The organism is Bacillus sp. XB1 (assembly GCF_053557995.1).
In genome coordinates this window covers 2,460,282-2,485,464 of the sequence record NZ_JBNRIL010000001.1, presented here as the reverse complement: position 1 = coordinate 2,485,464, position 25,183 = coordinate 2,460,282, and the positions used below count along the sequence as shown (strand labels likewise).

Genomic DNA, 25,183 nt, shown 5'->3' with positions numbered 1-25,183 from the left:
AATCATACGGTCACTTGTAAAGTATGCGTATGGTTAGACCCTGTTCACTTAGCAATTTTCACCGCATATACCTTTTTCTATAGTTTGTTCTCGTAATATTGTCTCTACAAGACAAAAAAGAAAACTCCTCTAATTAAGAGGAGTTTTCTTTTTAGCGGTAGTTAATGAACTGTACGTCGATTGGTAAATCAGCGCTACGAACAGCTGCGATTACTGCTTGTAAGTCATCACGGCTTTTTGCTGTAACACGTACTTGATCATCTTGTACTTGTGTTTTTACTTTTAATTTCATTTCTTTAATGATGTTGTTAATTTTTTTCGCGTTATCTTTATCGATACCTTGTTGAAGTGTTGCGCGTTGGCGAACAGTGTTGCCAGTTGCAGCTTCAACTTTTCCGTAATCTAAGTTCTTAATTGGAACGTTACGTTTTACAAGTTTAGAGATAAGAACGTCTTTTACTTGCTCTAATTTAAACTCGTCATCAGAAGTTAAAACAAGTACTTCTTTTTCTAATTTAATATCACTTTTACTTCCTTTAAAGTCATATCGGTTTTGGATTTCTTTTAATGCGATATTAATTGCGTTTGTTACTTCAGGTAATTCTACTTTCGAAACGATGTCAAAAGAACTATCTTTTGCCATAGTTAGCACCTCCAAATAAATTTCTAATCTTTTTATGTACTGTACATACTAAAGTATAGCTGAAAACGAGTCTAGACTTAAGTGTTTTCGTATTTATATTCATGTAACCTCATTTTATTATAGTGAATTTTGGGCAGTTGGACAAATATAGGAAAAATCATGTTATAATTAACTTTTGTTTGGAATGATAAAAAAGATAATTTTATATATATAGAAGGGAATTAAAAAATATGTATTTGCAAATAGGATCGATTGAACAGGTAACTGTTTTACGCGAAACGGAAATCGGATATATGGTTGGGAATGAAGAAGAAGAAATTTTCCTACATAAAAACGAAGTGGCTGGAGAAATTGAAGAAGGTGATACGATTGATGTATTCTTGTACCTTGATCACCAAAATCGTATTTCAGCAACAATGAAGGAACCAATTATTACAACTTATGATTGGAACTGGGTAAAGGTTGTAGAAGTTATTCCTAGTTTAGGTGTGTTTGTTGATATTGGTGTGTCAAAAGATATACTAATTCCAGCTGATGAGTTCCCGATTTATATGCCGGTATGGCCAGAAGTAGGCGACGAATTATATTGTACGTTAAAATTAACGAATCGTGATCGTTTAATTGCTCTTCCGGCAAGAGACAGTGATATGCAAGAAATTATCGTAGATGCAACGCCATCTATGCGTAATAAAAACGTAAACGGACGTGTATATCGTTCACTTCAAGTTGGTTCATTCATACTAACGGATGAGCATTTCCGTGCTTTCCTACACCATACAGAAAGAAAAGAACAAGTCCGCATCGGTCAGCGTGTAACGGGCCGTATTATTGACGTAAAAGATGACGGTACAATTAACATTTCACTTCTTCCTCGTAAAGAAGAAGGAATGGAAGATGATGCTGCAGTAATTTATGCATATATGGAAGAACGAGGCGGAGCAATGCCGTTTTGGGATAAGAGCCATCCAGAAGATATTAAAGAACGCTTTAACATGAGTAAAGCTGCATTTAAGCGCGCACTTGGTAAGTTGATGAAAGAAGAAAAGGTTTACCAAGAAGAAGGTTGGACTTACTTTAAGAAATAAGGTGTATGAAAAAGAACTATTCTTTCTCTGAATTTTTTAGAGAAGAGATAGTTCTTTTTTATTATAAAGTAGATAAAAAGTAAATAAGGTGTAATAAAACGTTTAATCTACAAATATTTTACTGTATTTATAAGGAAAAAGGAATATAAAATGGTAAATAGTCAGAAAATATACATTTTTAGAAAAAATGTCATAGTATTGTCATTTTTATGTTGAAGCCCCTCGGAGAATTCTTTAAATTGTTAATTGTAAGAATAAAACTGATGCGAATTAGGGGTGAATGTATGGAAAAGAGGCAAGTTAAGAAAAAATGGTATAGGCAATTAATCCAACTTATCGTAGTTGCACTAATTGTTACTTCTATACCACTGAATGGATTGGCAGAAACGGCACCACCGTTTACACCATCTCCAAATTCAGAACAAACTCCAGAAGTGGAAAAGAAAGAGGAAAAGGAATTACCAGCTCCACATCCAGATCAATTAAAGAAGGATAAGGCTAAAACACAGGCGAGTCCGACTGAGATTGTAGAAGAAAGAACGGAAACCGAAAAGGTTTTTGATAACAATGATGGTACTTTTACAAAGAGGGTATATACGGAACCGATTCATGCAGAGAAAGATGGAAAGCTAGAAGAGATTTCGCCAAAATTAGTAGAAGCACCAAATGAAAAAATTGTAACGGAAAATACAACATTAGAACCAGAGTTTGAGAAAGCGACAAAAGATGGAAAGTACGTTCAATTTAAATTAAAAGATCATACTATTCAGTATAAACTAATAAGTGCAAATGGTGAAAAAGGTGAAATGAAGCCATCACCAGTAACCGCAACACATGAAAATAATACAGTATGGTATAAAGGGGTCTTCCCAAATATTGATTTAAAGAGTACGACATTCAATGAAAATGTAAAAGAAGATTTTGTATTACGTGAGTATACAGGACACCACATTTTTACATTTGCATTAGAAACAGATTTAACACCTAGCTTACAGGAAGATGGTTCAATCGACTTCCAAGATGAGAAAAAAGAAAAAGTATTCACATTGCCGAAACCATATATGAATGATTCCAATGTGGATCAGCAATCAGGTGAGGCTGTAACGTCAGATGCGGTTCGCTACAATATTGAGAAGAAAGATGAAAAAACATATACATTAACTGTTACTGCCGACCCGCAGTGGCTACAAGCACCAGAGCGAAAATATCCGGTATATGTAGATCCTTCAATTGAATTGGATAACTTTGAAAATGCTTATGCTTCAAGTGTATTCGCTAATGTTAATTATTCAGGAGGAAAACTTTGGGATTCAGGCCAAAATGCTTACACGTTAAAAGTTGGGTATTATGACGCATCGATTGGCACCAACTTTTCATTTATTAAACCAGATGTTTCAAACTTAAAGGGTGCAAAGATTGAAAGTGCAACATTCCATGCCTATGCAGTTTGGCATTATTATGCGAATCAACCAAATGGTGTTTGGTTAGATGAAGTAACAAGTGGATGGAATGTTGGAAGTGTAAACTGGAATAACAAACCAGGTTCTAACAACATTGCACACGCTGATGTGGGCCGCGGAAAATGGGCCCAGTTCAATGTAACGAATACAGTGAAAGCATGGGTAGAAGGCGCGAGACCAAACAATGGCTTTAAGCTACATGCAAATGGTAATGGTCAAAACCATTGGAAGAAATTCATTGCAGCTGAAAATGGAACGAATGCACCATTCTTGGAAGTGAAATATTCCTACGCAAAACCAAATAAGCCAAGAGTACAAGCTTACTCAAATGGGAGTGGGAGTGGTTCAGGTCACTTCAATGTACAATGGGACGCAGTTCCAGGAGCAACAGGTTATAAAGTTGCCATTTTTAATGGATATGACTATGAATATATTCCTGTTGGGAATGTGACAAGCTGGACGACGAAAGATAAAAAAATATTCCCGACGCCAGAAGAAATTGCACAAGGGCGTTACTGGATACATGATGATGGAAAAGGTGCAGAAGCGCCTACTAACCCAGGACAAATATATAAAAATGCTTACGAGTCAGGAGGTCCGTACGGGGATTATAGCGGAAGAAGTAGCTACTGGATTCGTATTGTAGCAGAGTATCCGTTTGGGGATAGTCCACTTTCAGATGAAATAGTTCCATTTATTCCATTAGAACAAGTGAAAAAGCCAGACGGATCGGCCTACATTAATGCGACAGATAAGGAAACAGGATATGTCACATTAAAGTGGGATGCAGTTCCAGCGGCTGCAGGCTATAAAGTTTGGATTTATAACGGAAAAGATTACGAAGCGTTCGATGTAGGGAATAAAACAAATTGGACAACGCAAAATGAGAAAATTTGGCCAACGAAAGATGAAATTGCAAAAGGCCAATATTTACTTCATCATGATAAAAAAGGTGCAGAATTAGCAGTTGATCCATCACCTGTGTATAAGAATTCTGGCGGAATTTATGCTGGCTTTAAAAATTATTGGTTCCGTGTAACAGCGTATAGTAAAGCCGGACATGCTGAAAGTGAAATTTCGCATGAATTTGTACCTAAATTTGCTCAAGACTTTGGGTTTATAGGGATGTTTGATTACTGGGCATTAGTTCCGGTACTAAATGGTAAAGTAAATGCTACAAATGGTAACTTTATCATGAGTGAAAAAGATATTACGTTATCAGGGCGCGGACCGGATGTATCAGTGGAAAGAACGTATAATAGCCAAAGTAAAAAAGTAGGTTTATTTGGTACAGGTTGGTCTAGTGGATTAGAAGAAAGAATTTTGGCTGAAGGAAATGGAAACTTACTATTAATTTCTGCCGATGGCGCAAATATTACTTTTACTAGAACGGGAGATAATACGTATCAAGCCCCTACTGGTATATATTTAGAAATTAAACAAGTATCAGGCGGATATGAAATAAAAGATAAAGACCAAACGGTTACTTTCTATAAATCTGGAGATGCACAAGGTCGTATCCAGTATACAAAAGATAAATACGGAAATACGACGACATATGAGTATGATGGTGAATCACGTTTATCAAAAGTGAAAAATGCTTCTGGCAAAGAGTTAGTCGTACAATATGATGGAAATAATAAAAAAGCAGCAAGAGTAATCGGCCCAGATAACAAGACGATTACGTTTAAGTATGATGGAGATCTACTCGTTTCTTCTACAACTCCAGAAGGAAAAGTATACAAATATGGATATGATAATGGGGTACTGACATCTATTTATGACCCACAACATACAGATGCAAAACCATATAAAACATCGTATGCATATGAGAATGATAGATTAGTAAAAGTAACGGACCCATTAGGGAAAGCTACGACATTAGCATATAATACAGGTTCGAAGGAAGTTACATTAACGAATCCAAAAGGACGTAAGACTGTTTATACGTATAACGATGCTGGAAATCCAGTGAAAACAGTTGAAGATGTGGGACGTCTTAATTTAACGACATCGTATGAATATAATGCAAACAATTTAGTAAAAACAACAACTCCTAAAAATCAAACGGAAACAGCGACCTATGATGGTAATGGGAATGTAACTTCTGTTACTGATGAAATGGGAACAGAAAAGTTTGAGTACAATAAAGACAACGGGCTTATAAAAGCGACAGATAACGAAAATCGTGAAACAACAGTTGCTTATAAGGCTGCAAATACAGAAGTATCTGAAACAGACCAAGCAGCAAATACATCATCTTTCATGCAGTATGATCAGTTTGGAAATCCAATTGCGACAACTAGAGAGCTGGGAACAGGAGAAAACCTGATTCAAAATCCAAGCTTTGAAATGAATGGTACGGAAAAATGGGTACCAGTAAATGTGAATAATTCCGGATCTATTACAAAAGATGCAACATCAGCACCAGGTGGTCTGGGTGGAGAATCATCACTTAAAATTTCAACAAAAGCAACGAATAATGATTGGGGCTATATTGCTGCAATTCAAGAAGTAACGTTAGAACCAAATACAACGTATACGTTAAGTGGTATGATGAAAACGGATTTAGCCAATGGTGCCGCTTTCTTCAATGTACAGTTATTAAATGAAAACGGTGCTGGTGTAGATGGTGGATGGCATGATACTCGTCACAATAAAGTTCAAGGAACGAGGGATTGGGTTAACCGTCAAGTTACTTTTAAAACAACAGAACAAACGAGAAAAGTAAAAATCTATTTACAAGTAGAAAATGGCGGTTCTGCTACGAGTGGTTCTGTCTGGTTTGATAAGATTCAACTAGAAAAAGGTGAAGTTTCTTCTAGCTTTAACCCAATTGAAAATAGTAGTTTAGAAAATATGGCGGGAAATGGCTGTATGCCAGGTTGGATTCGAGGAGATGGAACAAGCTGTGATCCGAAAGATGTTTCTCAGCAAGAGAGCTTTACGGGACATTCATCTATTGTATTAGAGCGTAGCCAATATGGTGGTTCAGATGTTGGCTATAGTAAAAGAGTTATATTGAATCAGAAAAAGGCAGAAATATTAACGCTAACAGGAATGTCTAAATCTGAAAATGTAGAAAATGATGCGCCAGATAAACTTTCTCGAGACTATGCGATTTGGGCGGATGTGCATTATCAAGATGGCAGTGGTGAAAATTATCAAGCAAAATTCCCAAGCGGTACAAATGATTGGAATCGTAGTGCGGTTGAAATTCCAGCTAAGAAACCAATTAAACATATTCAGGTGTACCTATTATTTAGAAACAATAATAAAGGGAAAGTATGGTTTGATGATATTCGTTTACTAGAAGGAAACGCTCTAATTAAAAACGAGTACGACAACGATGGAAATGTTGTTGCGACGTATGATGAAGAAGGACAGAAAAACACCTTCACATATGATGCATCAGGAAATGAAAAGAGCGAAACAGATGAAAAAGGAAATACAAAACTATATGATTACAACAAAGATAATCTATTAACGAAGGTTACATTAAAAAATGGTACTTCTGTAAATTATCTGTATGATCATAATGGAAATACAACAGAGAAATCTGTCATGTTTGGTGGGAAAACGCAAACACACAAATATGAATATGATGTAGATAATAAAAATACAGTGTATATCGATGCATTAAACCGTCGTATTGAAAATACGTACGATGAAAATGCAAACAAGATTAAAACAACAATGCCAAATGGTTCGATTTTAGAATCTGTATATGATACAGCAGATCGCGTCATTGGTGAAAAGCGCAACGGAAAAGATTCATTTACTTTTGAACGTGATCAAAATGGACAAGTTACGAAAGTGAAAGACCATGTCAATGGTGTAGAACGCACGAAAACATACGATAAGGCTGACCGTGTCACAAGCGCAACAGATAGCCGAGGCGGAAAAGTTGACTGGGCATATCACGACAAAGCAAACAGTAAGACAGAAAAATTAAAAGAACAGACAGTAACGCAAGGTGGATATACAAATAAAGTATCATATGACTACAACGCGTTAGATCAAAACATTCGTGTGACAGATGGCTCGCAAACGTATCGATTTGATTATGACGATCAAGGAAATGTTCGTACGTATACAGCCGGAAATGGTTCAGGTTCGACGTTTAACTATGACCATGCGAACAAAATTAAAGATTTAGTAGTAGGTACATCAAACAGTATTCTACTTTCTGAACGATATGAATATGACCAATCAGGTAACCGTACGAAAATTAAACATGAAGGTGCGGGCGGAAAAGTAACAGAAACAAACTTTGTATACGACCCGATTAACCAATTATTAAATGAAGCACTACCAAACGGAACAACTAAATCATACACATATGATGGATTTGGAAACCGTACAAGTGTGAAAGTTGTAGAGAATGGAAAAGAAACAAAGTCTATAGCGGCAACATTCAATGAAGGAAATCAACTTGTCAAATTCGGAAACGAATCGTTAACGTATGATGCGAATGGAAATCGTACATCTGACGGGAAGTACAAGTATACATGGAATGAAAATGACCAGATTGTATCAATTACAAAACAAGGTGAAAGCAATGTATTCGCAACGTATAAATACGATGAAAATAATCGTCGTATTGAAAAGAGTGTAAATGGTCAAGTAACACGCTACTTCTATGATGGAGATAGCATTAACCCATTATATGAGACAGATGGTAGTGGAACTGTACTTCGTCAATATGTATATTCCACAAGTGGTACACGCTTAGCGATGAAATCAAAAGGGCAAACGCTATACTATCACTACAACCCACGTGGTGATGTAGTCGCGATGACAGATCAAAATAGAGAAGTTGTAGCAACGTATGAATATGATGCATGGGGTAACGTATTAAAGAGTGATACGAAAGGTATCGCAGCAGACAATCCATTTGGATATGCCGGATACATGTATGATAAAGAGATTGGCATGTATTACCTGATTGCGAGATACTATAATCCAGAACATGGTGTGTTTTTATCGGTGGATCCTGATCCAGGTGATAATGATGATCCGGTGACGCAGAATGGGTATACGTATGGTGATAATAATCCGGTGATGATGGTGGATCCGGATGGGCATTGGGCATATCGTCCTTGGGGAACGACACAATTGTGGGTTTATGATAAGAGAACGGCTTATGCCAATGATAGAGCAGTACGAGCCGGAATAAAAGGTTGGGCAGAGAGCTATAGTTTTAATCTTATGGGTGGAGGGAATTTTGTTAGTAAATTGGGACCATTTATAACGGGAGCATCTAAAGGGTGGAAACAATCTAAAACAAAATCAAAGGTAAAGGCATCTCAAGTAAAAGTTGGAAATCGAAAAGGGATGCAAAGTGTGTTGAAAGGTGCAGGTAAACAAGCAATAAAGGCTGCTATAGTAAGAGGTAGTAAAGCTGTAGGAGTATATGGGTTTGCTGCGGACGCAGGCATCTTCTTGTATGAATATCAAAAAGAGTATAAAAAAGCCTATATAAATTATAGGCCTAAGAAGAAAAAAAGAAGATAGGAGATGGTTTTTATTGAAGGTGGAGCAATTATTACATGGAGTATAGGGATAGGTTGGATTTTATATTTGTCAATAATGTTCTTAAAATCAAGAGAATACATTCCGTTTACTATTACAGTAATATGGCTCGTATATATAATAGTTATAATCTTCACTCCATATTTTAACTTTTTAAGTTGGGGTATTAAAATTTTGATTTTATTCTTTTTTGCGCTGGCTGTTTGTTGCTCATTTGTGTTTTATAAAACTAGGTGATTTCTTTTATTAATAGAAATTGTGTAGTTGATTGGAAGTACGATGATAGTAAGTAGGGACATAACTTTATGTCCTTACTTATATAGGACGAGATAGATCAACTTGTTGCTTTAACGAGAAAAGGTGAAAAGAACGTAAACGGACAAGTAACCCGTTACTTCTACGACGGTGACAGCATTAACCCGCTATACGAAACAGACGGGAACGGAAAAGTCCTCCGACAATACGTTTACAACAAAGACGGCGTCCGCCTAGCAATGAAAATACAAGATCAATCGGTATACTACCATTACAACCCGCGCGGTGACGTAATAGCAATGACCGACAAGGACGGACAAATAGTCGCAAGCTATGAATACGATGCATGGGGGAACGTCTTAAAGAGTGAAGCAAAAGGAATCGCAGCGGACAATCCATTTGGATATGCGGGATACATGTATGATAAAGAAATTGGGATGTATTACTTGATTGCAAGATACTATAACCCAGAGCATGGTGTGTTCTTATCGGTGGATCCAGATCCGGGTGATGAAGACGATCCGATTACAATGAATGGGTATACGTATGGTGATAATAATCCGGTGATGATGGTGGATCCGGATGGACATTGGGCATATCGCTTTTGGGGTACGACGCCGATGCCGTATCATAATAATCGGACAGCATATGCACATGTTAAGGGAGTTAAGTCTGGGTTGGTTGCGGTAAGAGATAGTTATGCAGGATTTGTTGGAATGGGAAATGGATTGAATAAGGCATTTACTTTTGGTGTCGGCTGGGCTTTTGGATGGAAAACATCTAAAAATAACTCAAAAAAGAAAATTGCAAACTTATCTCCTGGACAGCGTGTTGCAAAACAGCAAATCATAAAAAATACAGTGAAATCAGCGGCTAAAGGAGCGTTTTTTGTTGGTAGTAAAGCTGTTGGAGGAATAGGGCTTATCTCGGACTTGGTAGTTTATGTAGATGGATATTATAAAGGATATAAAAAAGGATATACGGAGTATAGAACGAAAAAAACTAATTCTAAGAAAAGGAGGAAGTAGATTAGTAATATGGAGATGACACAGATATTTATTGGTGTATATAATGTTGTTTTAATTTTAGTTGTATTAGCGATTATGTTAAAAAAGAAACAATATAAAGTGGTAACGGTGTTAGTAGTGAGTCTAATATATATATTCATAGCAACCTTTACTCCATATAGATCGTTCTTTAGTAATACAATGAATGTATTAATAGTGATCTCTTTGATGATTAGTGGAATATTAGCTAGTATGTTTGAAAAAGAAAAATAAAGTAAAGTTGATTCAGTGTATCTCAAAATTTAAACAGGTAGTTTAATTTTGGGATACACTTTTTTATTTAAAATAACACCTTCCTGCTACTACAATTTTTGATTTGGGACGAAATTTGAGTAGTTGTTTAGAAAGTCGAAATGATGCTAGATTACATTCAATAGCATTAGATAGTTTATGTAATCCACTATGTCATTTAGAGGGGGCATACCTAGCTGCTTTTTATCATGCAAATAGAGAAGTTGTAGCAACGTATGAATATGATTCGTGGGGTAACGTACTAAAGAGCGAAGCAAAAGGACTCGCAGCAGACAACCCATTCGGATATGCGGGATACATGTATGATAAAGAGATTGGTATGTATTACTTGATCGCGAGATACTATAATCCAGATCATGGTGTGTTCTTATCGGTGGATCCAGATCCAGGTAAGGAAGATGATCCTGTTACTCAGAATGGATATACGTATGCGGATAATAACCCAGTTATGAAAATTGATCCTGATGGATATGCAGCAATTGGTTTATATTTCATACCAGGGATTGGACAAATTGCATTATTAGTTACTGGAGCAGTAATATTAGCCGGAATAACTTATAAGGCTGGATCATGGCTTGGGAAAAAGGCAAAAGAATACTATTTACAGGCACAAAACAATAAACAAATTCGAAAAAGGATAGAGGGATTAGAGAAACAGATAAGACAACATAAAGAAAAAATAGCGAAAAATCCTCGTGCTCAATCGAGACCACATTGGGAAAAAGAAATAAGAGCATGGGAGAATGAAGTTGCGAGGTTAAAAAAACGATTGAAAAATAAGTAAAGAAGGTAGGGGTTAAATTGAAAGAAATAGAAATAGAAGAATTAATAGTGCTTTTTTCTAAAATATCACCTCAGAAAAAACATGGTGAATTGGTCGCGGATATGTATGATATTTATGAGGGTTGTCAAAAGTTAGAGGGGTTAATTGAGGATATGCTTAGTGATAAAAAAGATAAAGAAAGATTAATAGATGATCTGATAGAAATAGAGATAGAATTAGATCATATTAATTGGCACTACAAAAGTTTCAAAAAAGAGCTGAAAACGTTATTGATAGAGTAGGTAAAGGTATTAATCGTGCATATAATTATACTGATAAATCAACAAAATTAGTTGTGAAAACACGAAGATTATCATATAGGAAAAATGATTATGATAAAACAGGAAATTATACAGGGGGCTAAATGTGAAAGACCTAAATGAATCGTTAACGTATGATGCGAATGGAAATCGTACATCAGACGGAAAGTACAAGTATACATGGAATGAAAATGATTCTAGTTCTAATATAATAAAATCAAGATTAAAGATTAGTAGAGAGTAACATGAAAAAGCACGATCTTATCTAAAAGATAAGATCGTGCTTTCTTTTAGTTCGCTGGCTCATATACAAGTGCAAATGTATCTTCCAAGTCACTATCATTTATTTTAATATTTGCCTTTTTTAATTCCTCTTGTAACAATTTTTTGCTGAATACAGGATCAGCAGTACGTTCTTCCTCTAAGTTTTTGCGAATAGAGTTTTTTACTTCATCGTAAGGTTTTAAATCTTTTTTATCAGTTAATTTAATAACGTGATAACCGTTTGATGATTTTACGGGGTTGCTAATTTGTCCAACATTTAGTTTGTAGGCAGCCGTTTCGAATTCAGGAGCCATTGTACCTGAATTGAAGTATCCAAGGTCTCCGCCTTTATCTTTTGATAGTAGATCTTGTGATTCTTGTTTTGCTAATTCTTCAAATGAAGCACCAGCATCTAGTTTACTCTTTATTTCTTTCGCTTCATTTTCGTCACTTACTAAAATGTGACTCGCTTTAATTTCTGGCTTATAGTGGTCTTTTACGTCTTTCTCTGTAATGCTTTTCTTAATCGCTTCATTCATAGCAAGTTTGAACTTAATTTGATTTTTGAAATCCTCTTCATCTTTTAAACCATTATTTTCTAATACTTTTTTGAATTGATCTCCATATTGTTTTTTTACTTTTTCTACTTCTTTATTTACCTCTTCATCAGGTACTTTATATTTTTTTGTGATGACGTCTTGTGCCATCATTTCGTATAGCATGTCTTTTCCGTAACGATCTTTCAATTGTTTTTCGAAGTTATCCTTTGTAATGGTCGAGTCTGTTGCTGTAGCGACTGTAGCTGAGCCGTTTTTTTGTCCGCAAGCAGATAACATCAATATACTTATTAGTGCAGTAATAATGAAAATATGTTTCCCTCTCATGCCAACACCTCATCCGAATATGTTATCGCTATTGTAGAATATAGAAGTGAACATGAAGTGAATTTTTAATGTTTTTTTCCTTTAAAATGTAAAAAAGTACATCAACATAATTGTTGATGTACGATGGAATCAAAGGTGATCGGTCTTTTTAGAGTATGCACGTTTCCCTTGCTGAATATTTTTTTGCTCTTGCTCATTTTTTTGTGTGCGTTTTGCGTTATTATCGCGTGCTTTTTTGTCGTTATCACTCGTATGTGGCATATGTATCAACTCCATTTCTAAACGTTGTACGTTTATCATTTCCTTTTTCGTAAAGACTATGTATAGCGGTGCATTTATGAAGGGTAAAGGTGGATTCGAAATGGATTTGAAGTTGAATTATACTGAACTTATAAAGAAGTTAATCGTTGTAATCATCGCAGGTTTATTAAACGCGATTGGGATGAATTTATTTTTAACGCCAGCAAAAGTGTATGCGAGCGGCTTTGCTGGATTGTCTCAATTATTATCGCAAATATTAGGTGATTTTTTATCGATTCACATATCTACGGGAGTATTGTTTAGCTTATTTAATATTCCTGTCGTTATTTTAGCGTGGAAAAAGGTTGGAAAGGCCTTCACCTTTTTCAGTTTTCTTTGTGTTATATTTATGACTTTGTTTCTAGAGATCATCCCTGTTAGAGCGGTTTCGAATGATATCATATTAAATGCGATTTTTGGCGGGATTATTTCGGCAATTGGAGTAGGGATTGCTTTAAAGTGGGGTGCTTCTACAGGTGGATTAGATATTATCGCCATGATTTTATCAAAAATAAAAGATAAGCCTGTCGGTACATACTTTTTCTTTTTTAATGCAATTATCATTATCGCTGCTGGCTATGTATATGGATGGGAAAAAGCGTTGTATACGCTAGTGACTTTATATGTATCAACGAGAATTATTGATGCAATTCATACTCGTCATGTAAAGATTACAGCATTAATTGTTACGAAGAATGGGGCAGACGTAAGAAAGGCGATTCACTCGCGATTAGTAAGAGGGATTACAACGATACCAGCAACAGGTGCTTATACGAATGAAAATAAAGAAATGTTAATGATGGTTATTACCCGTTACGAGTTATACGAATTAGAGAGGATTATTAAACAAGTGGACCCAGGTGCATTTACAAATATACTGCAAACAGTTGGGGTGTTCGGATTGTTTCGGAAAGATTAAAGAGGACCAAAGTTGGTCCTCTTTTTTAATGTAAATTCGTGATGTTTTGCAATTGCTCTTGCATTTCACGGAGCTGAACTTTTTCAGCAGTTGAAGAGTTTGCGTAAGCGGATTGCAAAGCATTTTTTGCTCTATACACGAGATCTTGTTGCTCAGTACCGCTTGAACAAGATACGGCATTTTCAACAGCATCTCTAGCTTGTTGGAATAGTAAGTTCCCCATTTAAACCCCTCCAAAAGAAGAGTTACTTCTTGCTTTTTCTGCCTCAGCTAATGTACCTCTGTACGGGAATCTTGCATCATGCTTCATAACAGCATCGGCTCCTTGTTGGATAAAACGTTTTGATTTGTTCTTTTTACCCATTCGAAAAACCCCCTTTATTTAGCTGAAAACAATCGACGCAATGTCTCATGCGTCTACTTATAGTATGGACATTTGGCAGGAAACTATAAGTAGGGAATTTTTAGATTACAACCCAAGAACCTCTTCTAAATATAAAGCAATACCATCTTCTTCGTTCGTTAACGTCGTATGGTTTGCGAGTGATTTTAATTCAGGGATGGCATTTCCCATTGCGATGCCGTGACCAGCAAATTCAATCATTTCAAAATCATTATCTTCATCACCGAAAGCGATAATTCGCTCTTGTGGAATGTTGTAATGACTAGAAATTTTTTGTAATCCAACTGCTTTATTTAATCCGCTTTTCACAATTTCAATAATCGGCCAAGGTGCGCCCCATTTTCTATGGTCGATTACTTCCGCATGCATATCCGTTAAATGTTGACGAATTGCAGTAGAATGCTCGTCATGTGCGTCAATTAATAAGCAAGTTGGATGATCGTTTAAAATATTTAATAAGTCTCCGGTAAAAATCTTAGGAGAGCCGAATTCGAAAATATGTTTTTTATCTTCATCAATTTCACGAACATACACATCGTCCATTACTTCCGCGTATATATTTTTTACGCCAAAATCAAAGCAAGCTCGGACAATTTCTTGCGCTGTTGCTAGCTCAAGAGGAGAGTGATGTGTTCCCCAGTTTGAATCAAGAGGATGATGTACGTAAGCGCCGTTAAAGTTTACGATAGGTGTGTTAAGATCAAGTTCTTTATAGTAATCGTAACTAGCACGGAATGGACGTCCTGTTGAAATAACAACAATATGTCCCTGTTCCTTTGCTTTTGCAATTGTATGTTTCGTTCGAGTGGAAATTATTTTGTTGTCTGTTAATAAAGTGCCGTCTAAGTCTAATGCGATTAAATGTTGTTTGTTCATAATTTCACCTCTTATAATAATTTTTTTGTATCTATCTGTATTTCCGTTTTTAATATGCAGAAATAAGAGGTTAGACTCGGTGGAATCACCATAGATGGAAATTTCACTATATATCCATCTTACGTCTCAAAGTGCTGTGGTGTCTACTATTTATCGTTGGAAATTAAGAAAAGTCAACATCTTTTTAGAAAGTTCAAACAATGTTTCTTTCATTATGTACAAATTGTGAAAAGGGTTACATTGCTCGTGTGATGAGGCATATAATGAACATGTAATCTTCTCGTATATGTTTGACTCTCCTTTGAAACTAGCCTAGAGTAGGTTGGTTTCTTTTTTTTTCTACAAGTAGGAAAGAAATCCCTGCTTACGCTTGTGTCATTCATATATATGTACAAGAATGAGATGTAGTACTGTTTCCTAAACATGACAGAAAAGCTTTCTTTTAAAATGGATATACTAATGAGGCAAGACGTCATGGAAGGAGAATGAAGATGGGACAAAATCGCAGGTTTCGTTCTGGACAAAAAGCGCCGAATGATGGCATTTACGTAGAAATTGGTGAAACGGGAAGTATGGTGAAAGATCCGCAAATGGTGAAATTAACTGCCGGTGAAAAGTTTCCGGATAACACGAATCATAACCGCCAGTGGACATATAAAAGAAAACCGTAACAGAAGCCGCAATCATTATTGCGGCTTTTTTGTCGTTACACATTGTAATTTCATTTACCGTATTTTTTAGCAGTATAATGAATGCTCTCTTTTTCTTTTTCAAATAATAAGTTTGAAAATACATAGGCAAAATTATTGTATAAAAAAGTCAGTTGGCGTATAATCAAATCAAAGGTCAAAGAAAGTCAAACTTTTGGAGGGCTGTAAAGATGGACTTAAATCAAATGACAACAAAAACACAAGAGGCGATTATGAGTGCCCAATCTTTAGCGGTATCTCATCATCACCAAGAGGTGGATACTGTTCATCTATTACTTGCATTATTAGAAGAGCAAGATGGATTAGCAGTACGTATATTTCAAAAAATGAATGTTGATATAGAAGCATTAAAGCAAGGTGCTGAAAGTTTAATTAAAAAGAAACCTTCTGTAACGGGGAGCGGTGCAGAAGTTGGAAAATTGTATGTAACGAGCGCTCTGCAACAACTGCTTGTAAGAGCAGGGAAAGAAGCAGAAAAACTGCAGGATGATTACATTTCAGTAGAACATGTGTTGCTTGCTTTTTCTGAAGAAAAGGGCGATATAAATCAATTATTTACAAGATTGCATATTACGAAAGATAACTTATTACAGTCTTTAATGACAGTTCGGGGGAATCAAAGAGTGACGAGTCAAAATCCAGAAGCAACTTATGAAGCGTTAGAAAAATATGGCCGTGATTTAGTGGCGGAAGTGAGAGCAGGGAAAATCGATCCTGTAATCGGCCGTGATAGTGAAATACGACGTGTAATCCGTATTCTTTCACGTAAAACGAAAAACAATCCTGTTTTAATTGGGGAGCCAGGTGTTGGTAAAACAGCAATCGTTGAAGGGCTAGCACAGCGTATTGTGAAAAAAGATGTACCTGAAGGATTGAAAGATAGAACGATTTTTGCGTTAGATATGAGTGCGCTCGTAGCAGGTGCGAAATTCCGTGGTGAGTTCGAAGAGCGTCTGCAAGCTGTATTAAATGAAATTAAAAAGAGTGAAGGCCGCATTTTATTATTCATTGATGAACTTCATACAATAGTTGGAGCTGGTAAAACTGAAGGTGCGATGGATGCAGGAAATATGTTAAAACCGATGCTTGCGCGTGGTGAACTGCATTGTATCGGGGCGACGACGCTCGATGAATATCGCAAATATATTGAGAAAGATCCAGCGCTAGAAAGACGTTTCCAACAAGTATTAGCAGAAGAACCAACTGTTGAAGATACAATCTCAATTTTACGTGGATTAAAAGAACGCTTTGAAATTTATCACGGTGTAAATATTCATGACCGTGCGATTGTAGCAGCGTCAGTTTTATCAGATCGATATATTTCAGATCGCTTCTTACCTGATAAAGCAATTGACCTTGTTGACGAAGCATGTGCAACAATTCGTACAGAAATTGATTCTATGCCGACAGAATTAGATGAAGTAACGCGCCGCATTATGCAGCTGGAAATTGAAGAAGCGGCTCTTGGAAAAGAAACGGATCGTGGTAGCCAAGAACGTCTAAAAACATTGCAACATGAATTATCGGATTTAAAAGAAGTTGCAAGTGGTATGAGAGCAAAGTGGGAGAAAGAAAAAGAAGACATTCACAAAGTTCGTGACTTACGTGAACATTTAGAACGTCTGCGTCGTGAATTAGAAGAAGCAGAAGGCAATTACGATTTAAATAAAGCAGCCGAACTTCGTCACGGGAAAATTCCAGCAATTGAAAAAGAGTTAAAAGAAGCGGAAGAAATGGGCGCGCATAATAAACAAGAAAATCGTTTATTACGTGAGGAAGTAAGTGAAGAAGAAATTGCAGATATTGTTTCACGCTGGACTGGTATTCCTGTTGCGAAACTCGTGGAAGGTGAACGCGAGAAATTATTACGCTTAGAGCAAATCTTATCAGAGCGTGTCATCGGACAAGAGGAAGCAGTAAGCTTAGTGTCAGACGCAGTTCTTCGTGCTCGCGCTGGTATTAAAGATCCGAACCGCCCGATTGGTTCTTTCATCTTCTTAGGACCAACAGGTGTTGGTAAAACAGAACTTGCAAAAACGTTAGCGCAGTCTTTATTCGATAGTGAAGAGCAAATGATTCGTATCGATATGTCTGAGTATATGGAGAAACACGCTGTGTCACGCTTAATTGGTGCGCCTCCTGGATATGTTGGGTATGAAGAGGGCGGTCAATTAACAGAAGCGGTAAGACGTAAACCGTATTCCGTTATTTTATTAGACGAAATCGAAAAAGCACATCCAGAAGTATTTAACATTTTATTACAAATGTTAGATGATGGACGCATTACAGATTCGCAAGGACGTACAGTGGACTTTAAAAACACAGTTATTATTATGACTTCAAATATTGGATCTGCTCATTTATTAGATGGATTAGAAGAAGATGGATCAATTAAAGAAGAATCAAGAGAACTTGTGATGGGACAATTAAGAGGACATTTCCGACCGGAGTTTTTAAACCGTGTCGACGAAATTATTTTATTCAAACCTCTTACAACGAATGAAATTAAAGGCATTGTTGATAAAATTGTAAAAGAACTACAAGGTCGTCTAGCTGACCGTCACATTACAGTAGAATTAACAGATGCAGCAAAAGAATTTGTTGTGGAAGCTGGTTTCGACCCAATGTACGGAGCTCGTCCATTAAAACGATACGTACAACGTCAAGTGGAAACGAAATTAGCACGAGAATTAATTGCAGGAACAATTACTGACAATAGTCACGTAGTTGTTGATGTAGAAAATAACGAATTAGTCGTTCATGTGAAATAAAAATAAAAAAAGAGTTCGGATAAAATCCGGACTCTTTTTTTAGTGTTGTTCTACTGGCTCGTTTGGAATTGCAGCTGAAATTGCGAGTACTAACACAGCAAGAACAACTGAGAAAATAGACGCTTGGTTAAAGTCGTATGTACCGCCAGTCATAGAGCCGATTACATAGCTCATCATATGTACAAGTAAGAACGACCAAATTAATGCCCAAATGAAACGCATATTTTACACCTCTATTCGTTCAATCTGTCCTTATTGTAACACAATTGAAAAAAGAATATAGAAAAATATTTGTAGATTTTTCAACGCAAATTTGCATTCCGTTCATACATTATAAAAGAGTGGTTTTATATGTTTAGAAAATAAGGCGGGGGAAAAATGAGTATTACGGAACGTTTTTTTTACTTAGAAAAAGAACCATGTGTCATTTATTTACCGGAGAAGCCAAATGGATTTTCTGTAATGCTTCTTGGTGATTACAACTACTTTATTGAGAATGGTACAAGTTTATGGACACAGCATGCGGGTAGATCTTATTTTTTACATGGCCTTATTGAGCAAGGCTACACTGTCTTTTCTTCTAATTTATACGGAAGACATTGGGGAAACGACCAATCTGTTCGTCTAGCAAAACGTTTATATGACGTTGTGTTGAGAAAAGAGACATTGAATGCGAAAATGCACATTATGGCAGATGGTATGGGAGCACTTGTAGCACTTGAAATGATGAACAAATATCCTGAGTGTATACGCTCTGTCATTATGTTAAATCCGTGTTTAGATTTACCAGAATATGTGGAGTTTGAGAAAGAGCATAAGTTTTTTTACAAGAGACTGGTGAAGGAATTAAGTTTGGCGTATGATTCCAAAGAAGAAGAATTAGAATTAAAAATAAATAAGAAATCATTTACGCTTCTTCCATCTTGTGTACCTGTTAAAATTTTCGTATCAACACAAGAAAAAAGAGGAAGAAAACAGCAGTTGCGTAGATATGAGAAAATGAGGCAACTAAATCAATGTGATACTTCTGTCTTGTTCCATCTGCAAGATGTGAAATATAAAATGGTTAGGCAAACGACCGATTTCTTTAAAAAATATGAAGAAGAATTATGAAGCTCCCATATACATAAATGAGGAGCTATTTGTTTCAGAGGGAAAGGGTTGGTGGTATGGAACGCGTGCTGATAATAGGTGCACTTACGTTTGTAGGTTATCACCTTGTAAATAAAATGATTGCAGAAGAAGTGGAAGTCTATGGTCTTGATTTTGATGAATTCGATAGTATGACCAAAATTAATGAAGAGAAGTTATTATTAATTGGGCGAAATGCGTTATTTACGTATTATTCGATAAGAGATGAAGATGGATGGAGATCGGTTGAGGAAGAGAGATTCGATACTGTTTACTTTTGCTTATATGAGCCAAATCAGCAAAGTGGATTTCGGAATGAAAGAGTCATATTACAATATTTAAAGCGAATTATAAGAATGTGTGAAGAACAAAAAGTGAAGTTAAATTTAATTTCTTCTATTGAAGTAGGAAGTACAGATGAATCCGAAAATAAGCGCCTATTTTTGAAAGTAGAAGAAGGATTGAAAAAAGGGAATTTACAATATAGTGTATTTCGAGTTCCAACATTATATGGACCGTGGCAACCGTCCTTTATGATGTTTCATCAGCTTATTTTATCAGAATTAGTTGAAAAAGAGTGCCGTTGTACGATTGAGGAAAAGGGGAATGATTTACTTTACGTTGAAGATGTATGTGAATACTTATGGGAACATGGAACGAACGGGGCGCATCTTGGTATATACAATTTACTTAGTGGTAAACAGTCATTATGGGAAAAAGGTATGAATCTTTTACGCGCGGATGATAAAGTAAATAAAAATAATAGCGAAGTAAGAGATGAGGCTATCGAAGTAATTTCGATAAAAAGAAATACTCCGTTAGAATACGGTTTAAATAAGCAACTGGCACACATGAAAAAATATAAAGAGTTATACGAAGGGTAGTACGCGTGTTACACTATTGTATGTGAAAGTTTTAATGGAGAGGAAGAGTATAATATGAACGAAAAAAGCATGCAGTTTTTACAAATCGCAATGAAGCATTTACCGGAAGCAAAGGCAATTTTAGATGATAATGGAATTGCACTTGATATGGAGAAGGCACAGCCGGTGTTAGAGTTGTTAATGAAAGTTATGAACGAGGCTTATGAGCTCGGGAAAGCAGATAAAGAATAAAAAGCATCTTTTTAGATGGAAGAGAGGCTCGAACCGTGAACAGAAGCGGTTTGAGTCTTTTTATATTTGAGAGGTATGTTTCTGTTTCTTTTAATGAAAAATAAAGTGGATAATGCGTTAGCTTTCTGTTTTATGCGAAATATATTCTAGACAAAAATACATTTATGTTTTAAAATTAGTACCAAGTCATAATAATTGATATAAAACGGAGGGCTGCGATGTGAACGTGGGCATTTTAGGGATCGGAAGATATGTGCCAGAAAAAGTAGTCACAAATCACGATTTAGAAAAAATAATGGATACATCCGATGAATGGATTCGTACGAGAACGGGAATTGCAGAAAGACGCATTGCCGATGATACAATAGATACTTCATATATGGCCGTAGAGGCTGCAAAAAAAGCACTTGAAGATGCAGGGGTTAGCGGAGAAGATATCGATCTTATTTTAGTGGCGACAGTAACACCAGATCGTGCGTTTCCAGCAGTAGCTTGTGTCATTCAAGAAGCGATTGGAGCGAAACATGCAGCTGCAATGGATGTAGGTGCAGCATGCGCTGGTTTTATGTACGGAATGATTACAGCGCAGCAATTTATTCAAACGGGGACTTATAAAAACGTATTAGTAGTTGGTAGTGATAAGCTATCTAAAATTGTAGACTGGAATGATCGAAATACAGCGGTATTATTTGGAGACGGAGCCGGTGCTATCGTAATGGGAGCAGTTTCAGAAGGAAGAGGCGTTCTATCTTTCGAATTAGGAGCAGACGGAAGCGGCGGTAAGCATCTATATCAAGACGAGTATGTTATGATGAATGGCAGAGAAGTTTTTAAATTTGCCGTTCGTCAACTTGGTGAATCTTGTCTTCGCGTGCTGGATAAGGCTGGTCTTACAAAAGAGGATGTGGATTTCTTAGTACCGCATCAAGCGAATATTCGTATTATGGAATCTGCAAGAGAGAGATTAAATTTACCACAAGAAAAAATGAGTATGACAATTGAAAAGTTTGGTAATACATCGGCTTCTTCAATTCCGATTGCAATGGTAGAGGAATTGCAAAATGGACGTATTCAAGATGGTGATTTAATTATACTTGTTGGTTTTGGTGGCGGATTAACATGGGGAGCAGTCGCTCTTCGTTGGGGTAAATAAGGACTGAGAGAAAAAAAGGAGTGTATTTTGTATGGAAAAAAAGAGGGTCGTAATTACAGGACTAGGAGCTGTTACACCGGTCGGTACAGATGTTGAAACAGCGTGGGAAAACATTAAAAAGGGTGTATCTGGAATCGGACGACTTACAAGAATTGATCCGGAACTATTTCCAGCAAAAGTAGCAGCAGAAATTAACGACTTTGAAGTCGAGAAATATATTGATAAAAAAGAAGCGCGCCGTATGGATCGCTTTACACAATATGCAGTAGCAGCAGCGAAAATGGCAGTTGCAGATGCAAAGCTTGAAATTACAGAAGAAAACGGACCGCGAATTGGTGTGTGGATTGGTTCTGGTATTGGTGGTATGGAAACATACGAAGAACAATTTAAGATTTTTACTGAGAAAGGCCCGCGCCGCGTGAGCCCATTCTTCGTACCGATGATGATTCCAGATATGGCAGCAGGTCAAGTATCGATCGCAACAGGAGCAAAAGGAATTAACACTTGTTCTGTAACGGCTTGTGCATCTGGTGCAAACTCAATTGGTGATGCATTTAAAGCGATTCAGCGCGGTGATGCTGATGCAATGATTACGGGCGGGGCAGAGGCGCCGTTAACAAGTATGGCATTCGCAGGATTTAGCTCAGCGAAAGCATTAACATTTAATGAAGACCCAGCAACGGCTTGCCGTCCATTTGATAAAAATCGTAGCGGTTTTGTAATGGGTGAAGGCTCAGGTATTCTAATTCTTGAAGAATTAGAGCACGCATTAGCGCGTGGTGCTCACATTTACGCGGAAATTGCTGGTTATGGTGCAACTGGTGATGCATTCCATATTACAATGCCTGCTCCTGGTGGTGAAGGCGGAGTGCGTGCAATGCGTCAAGCTTTAGCTGATGCAGGCCTACAGCCAGAAGATATTGATTACATTAATGCGCATGGTACAAGTACGGATGCGAATGAAAAATATGAAACGATGGCAATTAAAGAAACTTTCGGTGAGCACGCGTATAAAGTAGCGATTAGCTCAACGAAATCAATGACAGGTCACTTATTAGGAGCAGCTGGTGCTGTTGAAGCGATTTTCTCTATTAAATCAATTACAGACGGAGTAATTCCGCCAACAATTAACTATGAGACACCAGATCCAGAATGTGACTTAGATTACGTACCGAATCAAGCGAGACACCAAGAAGTAAACGCGGTGTTAAGTAATTCATTAGGATTCGGTGGTCATAACGCAGTATTAGTATTTAAATCGTATAAATAATAGATAAAATAAGGAGTTTTTTCGCAATATATTGCGAAAAAACTCCTTATTTATTTTTACGCCTTTTTCTCCTGTAGCATATACATAAGAAAAAGGAGGGATAAAGATGGGGATTGTTGAAACAGCTGAATGGCTACATTTATATTATGGGCGGCCAGAAAAACTTTGTGAGAAATTTACAAAGTATATTCCGTTGCCAAAAGAAAGGTTGTATCGCTTTTTAATTTCAAAAGGGATGTATCGCCCGATCATGCGCGGAGAAAAGGAAATTAAAGAATTAGAGGAAAAGGAAATTTGGAAAGAATTGAGCCTGGAGTATGATAAACTGAAAAACTGGTTAAAAGGTCCAGATGTCCCTGTCTTTATTTTATTATCAGATTCCTATAATCGAACTGTACAAGAAGAGTATAACGGTAGGGCTGGATTATCTATGCGTCATGTTATTTTCTTATTCGTATGTGGACGGAATTCGGTAGAAGAATTAAAAGTGTTATTAGCGCATGAATATCATCACATATGCAGGTTACATCAAATTGAGACGAAAGAAACAGAATATACATTACTTGATACGATGATTATGGAAGGGCTAGCTGAACAAGCAGTAACAGAAAGGTATACAGAAAAAAACAATGCACCGTGGACGACGTATCTTTCAAAGGAAGAGGCTATTTATTATTGGAAAAATATTGTACATGAAAGAATAAGTATAAAACGAGGAACAAGGGAACATGACATCTTATTAAATGGCTTTCACTCTTATCCGAAGATGCTTGGCTATGCGCTTGGATTTCATATTGTCAAAGATTGTGTAACTTTGGAAGGAGAAGATACACTTTCTTTATTATCTATAGATGCAAAAGAAATATTGAATAAAGCAAGTACATTTCATATATAAAAAACAGGATTTCTATTTCCTGTTTTTTTAGTATTAATAGAAGAAAAAATAATAATTAGAATATATTTCCTCAAGTGGAATAAAGTTAAGCAAAAATGAACATAATGATTGGTACAAACAGTAGTGAAGTGAGGGGTAGTGAATGTTATATCTACATGATGTATGGGTAAATTGGTTTGAAGGTGAAGAAAATGGGTATAACGTTTGTCATTTTTACGAATGGCGGAAAGATGATACGATTGAGCTATTAGATCAAGTGCCATTATTAAAAGTAGATGCCACATTATATCATTACATCGAGAACGAATTGTTAGAGCTTCCGCAAAAAATGCTGGAAGACGTACATCATAAGGCTTATATTCGTAAAAATCATGAACGTTTGCAGCAAGAGTATTGCTTTGTTGTTACAGATGGAAAAGGAATTATTGCGATTGACACAATTGGCTACAATGTACCAATTCGCAAAAGCAGACTTATACCACGCCAAGAGCAGATGGTATATGAGATGGTAGAAAACGTACAAGCAGAAAAGTATGAGTTCCAAGTAGAAGAAACAGAAAAAGAACATCACATTTTATCACCATCGCCTTTCATTATGAATGGCTTGACTCGTAAAGAAAGACAGCTAAAACAATTATTATTTATGGCGTTAGATCAATTACATACAACGAAAAATACAGCAGAAATTCGCTATTGGTTCACAGAGTGGGATCCATCAGCATATGGAATGGTTCAACATATGGAATTTGAAGATATTTGGGTTAAGCTGTATGATGAAGCGAAAACAGGCTGGTCTGATAAGCATGAACAATTATGCGAGCGTCTCGTAAAAGGACAGCCATTTTTTGAAAAGTTATGGGAAATGGAAAATGAGCAAAAGGTAAATTAAAAAACCGCCAATTGGCGGTTTTTTAATTTTGTAGAAATCCAGCTCCAGCGGCAAGAATGTTCGGTGGCTTCGCGCCTTCCTGTGAGGCAAAAAGCGCCTCTGCGTCAGGAGCTCCATCCCCCTCACATTCTAAACGAGCCGCTTCCGCTTTATATGAAATCCAGCTCCAGCGGCAAGAATGTTCGGTGGCTTCGCGCCTTCCTGCGAGGCAAAAAGCGCCTCT

At 36.6% G+C, this 25,183-nt stretch carries 21 protein-coding genes and 3 pseudogenes; 17 read left to right on the top strand and 7 right to left on the bottom strand.

The window, feature by feature from the left end; genetic code table 11:
* Positions 1 to 151 precede the first annotated feature (151 nt).
* Positions 152 to 643, bottom strand: a complete 492-nt coding sequence (locus ACK1U5_RS12725; RefSeq protein ID WP_001040149.1) for a YajQ family cyclic di-GMP-binding protein — start codon at positions 641 to 643, stop codon at positions 152 to 154.
* A gap of 230 nt (positions 644 to 873) precedes the next feature.
* Between ACK1U5_RS12725 and ACK1U5_RS12720 the strand changes: the two genes are divergently transcribed.
* The 7 genes and pseudogenes from ACK1U5_RS12720 to ACK1U5_RS12690 all read left to right on the top strand — a co-directional run.
* Positions 874 to 1,728 (top strand): CvfB family protein, encoded by an 855-nt coding sequence (locus ACK1U5_RS12720; RefSeq protein ID WP_000281260.1) that lies wholly within the window; start codon positions 874 to 876, stop codon positions 1,726 to 1,728.
* A 284-nt stretch (positions 1,729 to 2,012) separates the two neighbouring features.
* On the top strand, positions 2,013 to 8,705 hold the full coding sequence (locus tag ACK1U5_RS12715; RefSeq protein WP_113710741.1) for a DNRLRE domain-containing protein: 6,693 nt from the start codon (positions 2,013 to 2,015) through the stop codon (positions 8,703 to 8,705).
* Positions 8,706 to 9,046: 341 nt separating this feature from the next.
* A pseudogene (locus tag ACK1U5_RS12710) lies at positions 9,047 to 10,006 on the top strand (RHS repeat domain-containing protein); the annotation flags it as partial.
* 9 nt (positions 10,007 to 10,015) lie between these two features.
* Positions 10,016 to 10,258 (top strand): hypothetical protein, encoded by a 243-nt coding sequence (locus tag ACK1U5_RS12705; protein ID WP_000426143.1) that lies wholly within the window; start codon positions 10,016 to 10,018, stop codon positions 10,256 to 10,258.
* A gap of 226 nt (positions 10,259 to 10,484) precedes the next feature.
* Positions 10,485 to 11,081, top strand: a pseudogene (locus tag ACK1U5_RS12700) (RHS repeat-associated core domain-containing protein); the annotation flags it as partial.
* 17 nt (positions 11,082 to 11,098) lie between these two features.
* A complete protein-coding gene (locus ACK1U5_RS12695; protein ID WP_057528623.1) occupies positions 11,099 to 11,362 on the top strand; it encodes a hypothetical protein in 264 nt (87 codons plus the stop codon).
* A 124-nt stretch (positions 11,363 to 11,486) separates the two neighbouring features.
* A pseudogene (locus tag ACK1U5_RS12690) lies at positions 11,487 to 11,597 on the top strand (RHS repeat-associated core domain-containing protein); the annotation flags it as partial.
* 73 nt (positions 11,598 to 11,670) lie between these two features.
* Here the strand turns inward: ACK1U5_RS12690 and prsA are convergent.
* Positions 11,671 to 12,528, bottom strand: coding sequence for a peptidylprolyl isomerase PrsA (prsA, locus tag ACK1U5_RS12685; RefSeq protein ID WP_069605203.1), 858 nt, complete (start codon positions 12,526 to 12,528; stop codon positions 11,671 to 11,673).
* 129 nt (positions 12,529 to 12,657) lie between these two features.
* Positions 12,658 to 12,789 carry a DUF3941 domain-containing protein gene (locus ACK1U5_RS12680; protein ID WP_001120851.1) on the bottom strand — a complete coding sequence of 44 codons (132 nt, stop codon included), beginning with the start codon at positions 12,787 to 12,789 and terminating at the stop codon, positions 12,658 to 12,660.
* 100 nt (positions 12,790 to 12,889) lie between these two features.
* Here ACK1U5_RS12680 and ACK1U5_RS12675 point away from each other — a divergent pair, with 100 nt between their 5' ends.
* On the top strand, positions 12,890 to 13,747 hold the full coding sequence (locus ACK1U5_RS12675) for a YitT family protein (RefSeq protein WP_000364431.1): 858 nt from the start codon (positions 12,890 to 12,892) through the stop codon (positions 13,745 to 13,747).
* Between the two features lie 25 nt (positions 13,748 to 13,772).
* Here the strand turns inward: ACK1U5_RS12675 and ACK1U5_RS12670 are convergent, their stop codons facing one another.
* From ACK1U5_RS12670 to ACK1U5_RS12660, 3 genes are all read right to left on the bottom strand, one after another.
* Positions 13,773 to 13,970: a DUF3813 domain-containing protein gene (locus ACK1U5_RS12670; RefSeq protein ID WP_000527407.1), complete on the bottom strand. Its 198-nt coding sequence runs from the start codon at positions 13,968 to 13,970 to the stop codon at positions 13,773 to 13,775.
* On the bottom strand, positions 13,971 to 14,111 hold the full coding sequence (locus ACK1U5_RS12665; protein WP_000516816.1) for a hypothetical protein: 141 nt from the start codon (positions 14,109 to 14,111) through the stop codon (positions 13,971 to 13,973).
* Positions 14,112 to 14,216: 105 nt separating this feature from the next.
* A complete protein-coding gene (locus tag ACK1U5_RS12660) occupies positions 14,217 to 15,026 on the bottom strand; it encodes a Cof-type HAD-IIB family hydrolase (RefSeq protein WP_001041232.1) in 810 nt (269 codons plus the stop codon).
* A gap of 491 nt (positions 15,027 to 15,517) precedes the next feature.
* Here ACK1U5_RS12660 and ACK1U5_RS12655 point away from each other — a divergent pair, with 491 nt between their 5' ends.
* Both ACK1U5_RS12655 and clpB read left to right on the top strand, forming a co-directional pair.
* On the top strand, positions 15,518 to 15,697 hold the full coding sequence (locus tag ACK1U5_RS12655) for a YjzC family protein (RefSeq protein ID WP_000531421.1): 180 nt from the start codon (positions 15,518 to 15,520) through the stop codon (positions 15,695 to 15,697).
* Between the two features lie 209 nt (positions 15,698 to 15,906).
* Complete coding sequence (gene clpB, locus ACK1U5_RS12650; protein WP_000365398.1) at positions 15,907 to 18,507, top strand: ATP-dependent chaperone ClpB; 2,601 nt, start codon at positions 15,907 to 15,909, stop codon at positions 18,505 to 18,507.
* A 39-nt stretch (positions 18,508 to 18,546) separates the two neighbouring features.
* Here the strand turns inward: clpB and ACK1U5_RS12645 are convergent, their stop codons facing one another.
* Positions 18,547 to 18,729 carry a YjzD family protein gene (locus tag ACK1U5_RS12645; RefSeq protein WP_001211116.1) on the bottom strand — a complete coding sequence of 61 codons (183 nt, stop codon included), beginning with the start codon at positions 18,727 to 18,729 and terminating at the stop codon, positions 18,547 to 18,549.
* Positions 18,730 to 18,885: 156 nt separating this feature from the next.
* On the opposite strand from ACK1U5_RS12645, the gene ACK1U5_RS12640 reads away from it, so the two are divergent.
* The 7 genes from ACK1U5_RS12640 to ACK1U5_RS12610 all read left to right on the top strand — a co-directional run bounded on the left by ACK1U5_RS12640 (position 18,886) and on the right by ACK1U5_RS12610 (position 24,960).
* Complete coding sequence (locus tag ACK1U5_RS12640; RefSeq protein WP_000028714.1) at positions 18,886 to 19,620, top strand: hydrolase; 735 nt, start codon at positions 18,886 to 18,888, stop codon at positions 19,618 to 19,620.
* 29 nt (positions 19,621 to 19,649) lie between these two features.
* Positions 19,650 to 20,522 carry an NAD-dependent epimerase/dehydratase family protein gene (locus ACK1U5_RS12635; protein WP_001986101.1) on the top strand — a complete coding sequence of 291 codons (873 nt, stop codon included), beginning with the start codon at positions 19,650 to 19,652 and terminating at the stop codon, positions 20,520 to 20,522.
* 54 nt (positions 20,523 to 20,576) lie between these two features.
* Positions 20,577 to 20,753: a ComZ family protein gene (locus ACK1U5_RS12630; protein WP_001986215.1), complete on the top strand. Its 177-nt coding sequence runs from the start codon at positions 20,577 to 20,579 to the stop codon at positions 20,751 to 20,753.
* Between the two features lie 220 nt (positions 20,754 to 20,973).
* Positions 20,974 to 21,906: a beta-ketoacyl-ACP synthase III gene (gene fabH, locus ACK1U5_RS12625; protein WP_001100533.1), complete on the top strand. Its 933-nt coding sequence runs from the start codon at positions 20,974 to 20,976 to the stop codon at positions 21,904 to 21,906.
* Between the two features lie 31 nt (positions 21,907 to 21,937).
* A complete protein-coding gene (gene fabF, locus ACK1U5_RS12620; protein WP_000412656.1) occupies positions 21,938 to 23,176 on the top strand; it encodes a beta-ketoacyl-ACP synthase II in 1,239 nt (412 codons plus the stop codon).
* Positions 23,177 to 23,282: 106 nt separating this feature from the next.
* On the top strand, positions 23,283 to 24,071 hold the full coding sequence (locus ACK1U5_RS12615) for a DUF2268 domain-containing protein (protein WP_000513282.1): 789 nt from the start codon (positions 23,283 to 23,285) through the stop codon (positions 24,069 to 24,071).
* 142 nt (positions 24,072 to 24,213) lie between these two features.
* Complete coding sequence (locus tag ACK1U5_RS12610; RefSeq protein WP_000966128.1) at positions 24,214 to 24,960, top strand: YjbA family protein; 747 nt, start codon at positions 24,214 to 24,216, stop codon at positions 24,958 to 24,960.
* The last annotated feature ends 223 nt before the right edge of the window (positions 24,961 to 25,183 follow it).

What these genes read in the sequence shown, in the direction of transcription:
- ACK1U5_RS12725 (WP_001040149.1), bottom strand. Translation starts at nt 643, where the DNA reads ATGGCAAAAGATAGTTCTTTTGACATCGTTTCGAAAGTAGAATTACCT.
- ACK1U5_RS12720 (WP_000281260.1), top strand. Translation starts at nt 874, where the DNA reads ATGTATTTGCAAATAGGATCGATTGAACAGGTAACTGTTTTACGCGAA.
- ACK1U5_RS12715 (WP_113710741.1), top strand. Translation starts at nt 2,013, where the DNA reads ATGGAAAAGAGGCAAGTTAAGAAAAAATGGTATAGGCAATTAATCCAA.
- ACK1U5_RS12705 (WP_000426143.1), top strand. Translation starts at nt 10,016, where the DNA reads ATGGAGATGACACAGATATTTATTGGTGTATATAATGTTGTTTTAATT.
- prsA (WP_069605203.1), bottom strand. Translation starts at nt 12,528, where the DNA reads ATGAGAGGGAAACATATTTTCATTATTACTGCACTAATAAGTATATTG.
- ACK1U5_RS12680 (WP_001120851.1), bottom strand. Translation starts at nt 12,789, where the DNA reads ATGCCACATACGAGTGATAACGACAAAAAAGCACGCGATAATAACGCA.
- ACK1U5_RS12675 (WP_000364431.1), top strand. Translation starts at nt 12,890, where the DNA reads ATGGATTTGAAGTTGAATTATACTGAACTTATAAAGAAGTTAATCGTT.
- ACK1U5_RS12670 (WP_000527407.1), bottom strand. Translation starts at nt 13,970, where the DNA reads ATGGGGAACTTACTATTCCAACAAGCTAGAGATGCTGTTGAAAATGCC.
- ACK1U5_RS12665 (WP_000516816.1), bottom strand. Translation starts at nt 14,111, where the DNA reads ATGGGTAAAAAGAACAAATCAAAACGTTTTATCCAACAAGGAGCCGAT.
- ACK1U5_RS12660 (WP_001041232.1), bottom strand. Translation starts at nt 15,026, where the DNA reads ATGAACAAACAACATTTAATCGCATTAGACTTAGACGGCACTTTATTA.
- ACK1U5_RS12655 (WP_000531421.1), top strand. Translation starts at nt 15,518, where the DNA reads ATGGGACAAAATCGCAGGTTTCGTTCTGGACAAAAAGCGCCGAATGAT.
- clpB (WP_000365398.1), top strand. Translation starts at nt 15,907, where the DNA reads ATGGACTTAAATCAAATGACAACAAAAACACAAGAGGCGATTATGAGT.
- ACK1U5_RS12645 (WP_001211116.1), bottom strand. Translation starts at nt 18,729, where the DNA reads ATGCGTTTCATTTGGGCATTAATTTGGTCGTTCTTACTTGTACATATG.
- ACK1U5_RS12640 (WP_000028714.1), top strand. Translation starts at nt 18,886, where the DNA reads ATGAGTATTACGGAACGTTTTTTTTACTTAGAAAAAGAACCATGTGTC.
- ACK1U5_RS12630 (WP_001986215.1), top strand. Translation starts at nt 20,577, where the DNA reads ATGAACGAAAAAAGCATGCAGTTTTTACAAATCGCAATGAAGCATTTA.
- fabF (WP_000412656.1), top strand. Translation starts at nt 21,938, where the DNA reads ATGGAAAAAAAGAGGGTCGTAATTACAGGACTAGGAGCTGTTACACCG.
- ACK1U5_RS12615 (WP_000513282.1), top strand. Translation starts at nt 23,283, where the DNA reads ATGGGGATTGTTGAAACAGCTGAATGGCTACATTTATATTATGGGCGG.
- ACK1U5_RS12610 (WP_000966128.1), top strand. Translation starts at nt 24,214, where the DNA reads ATGTTATATCTACATGATGTATGGGTAAATTGGTTTGAAGGTGAAGAA.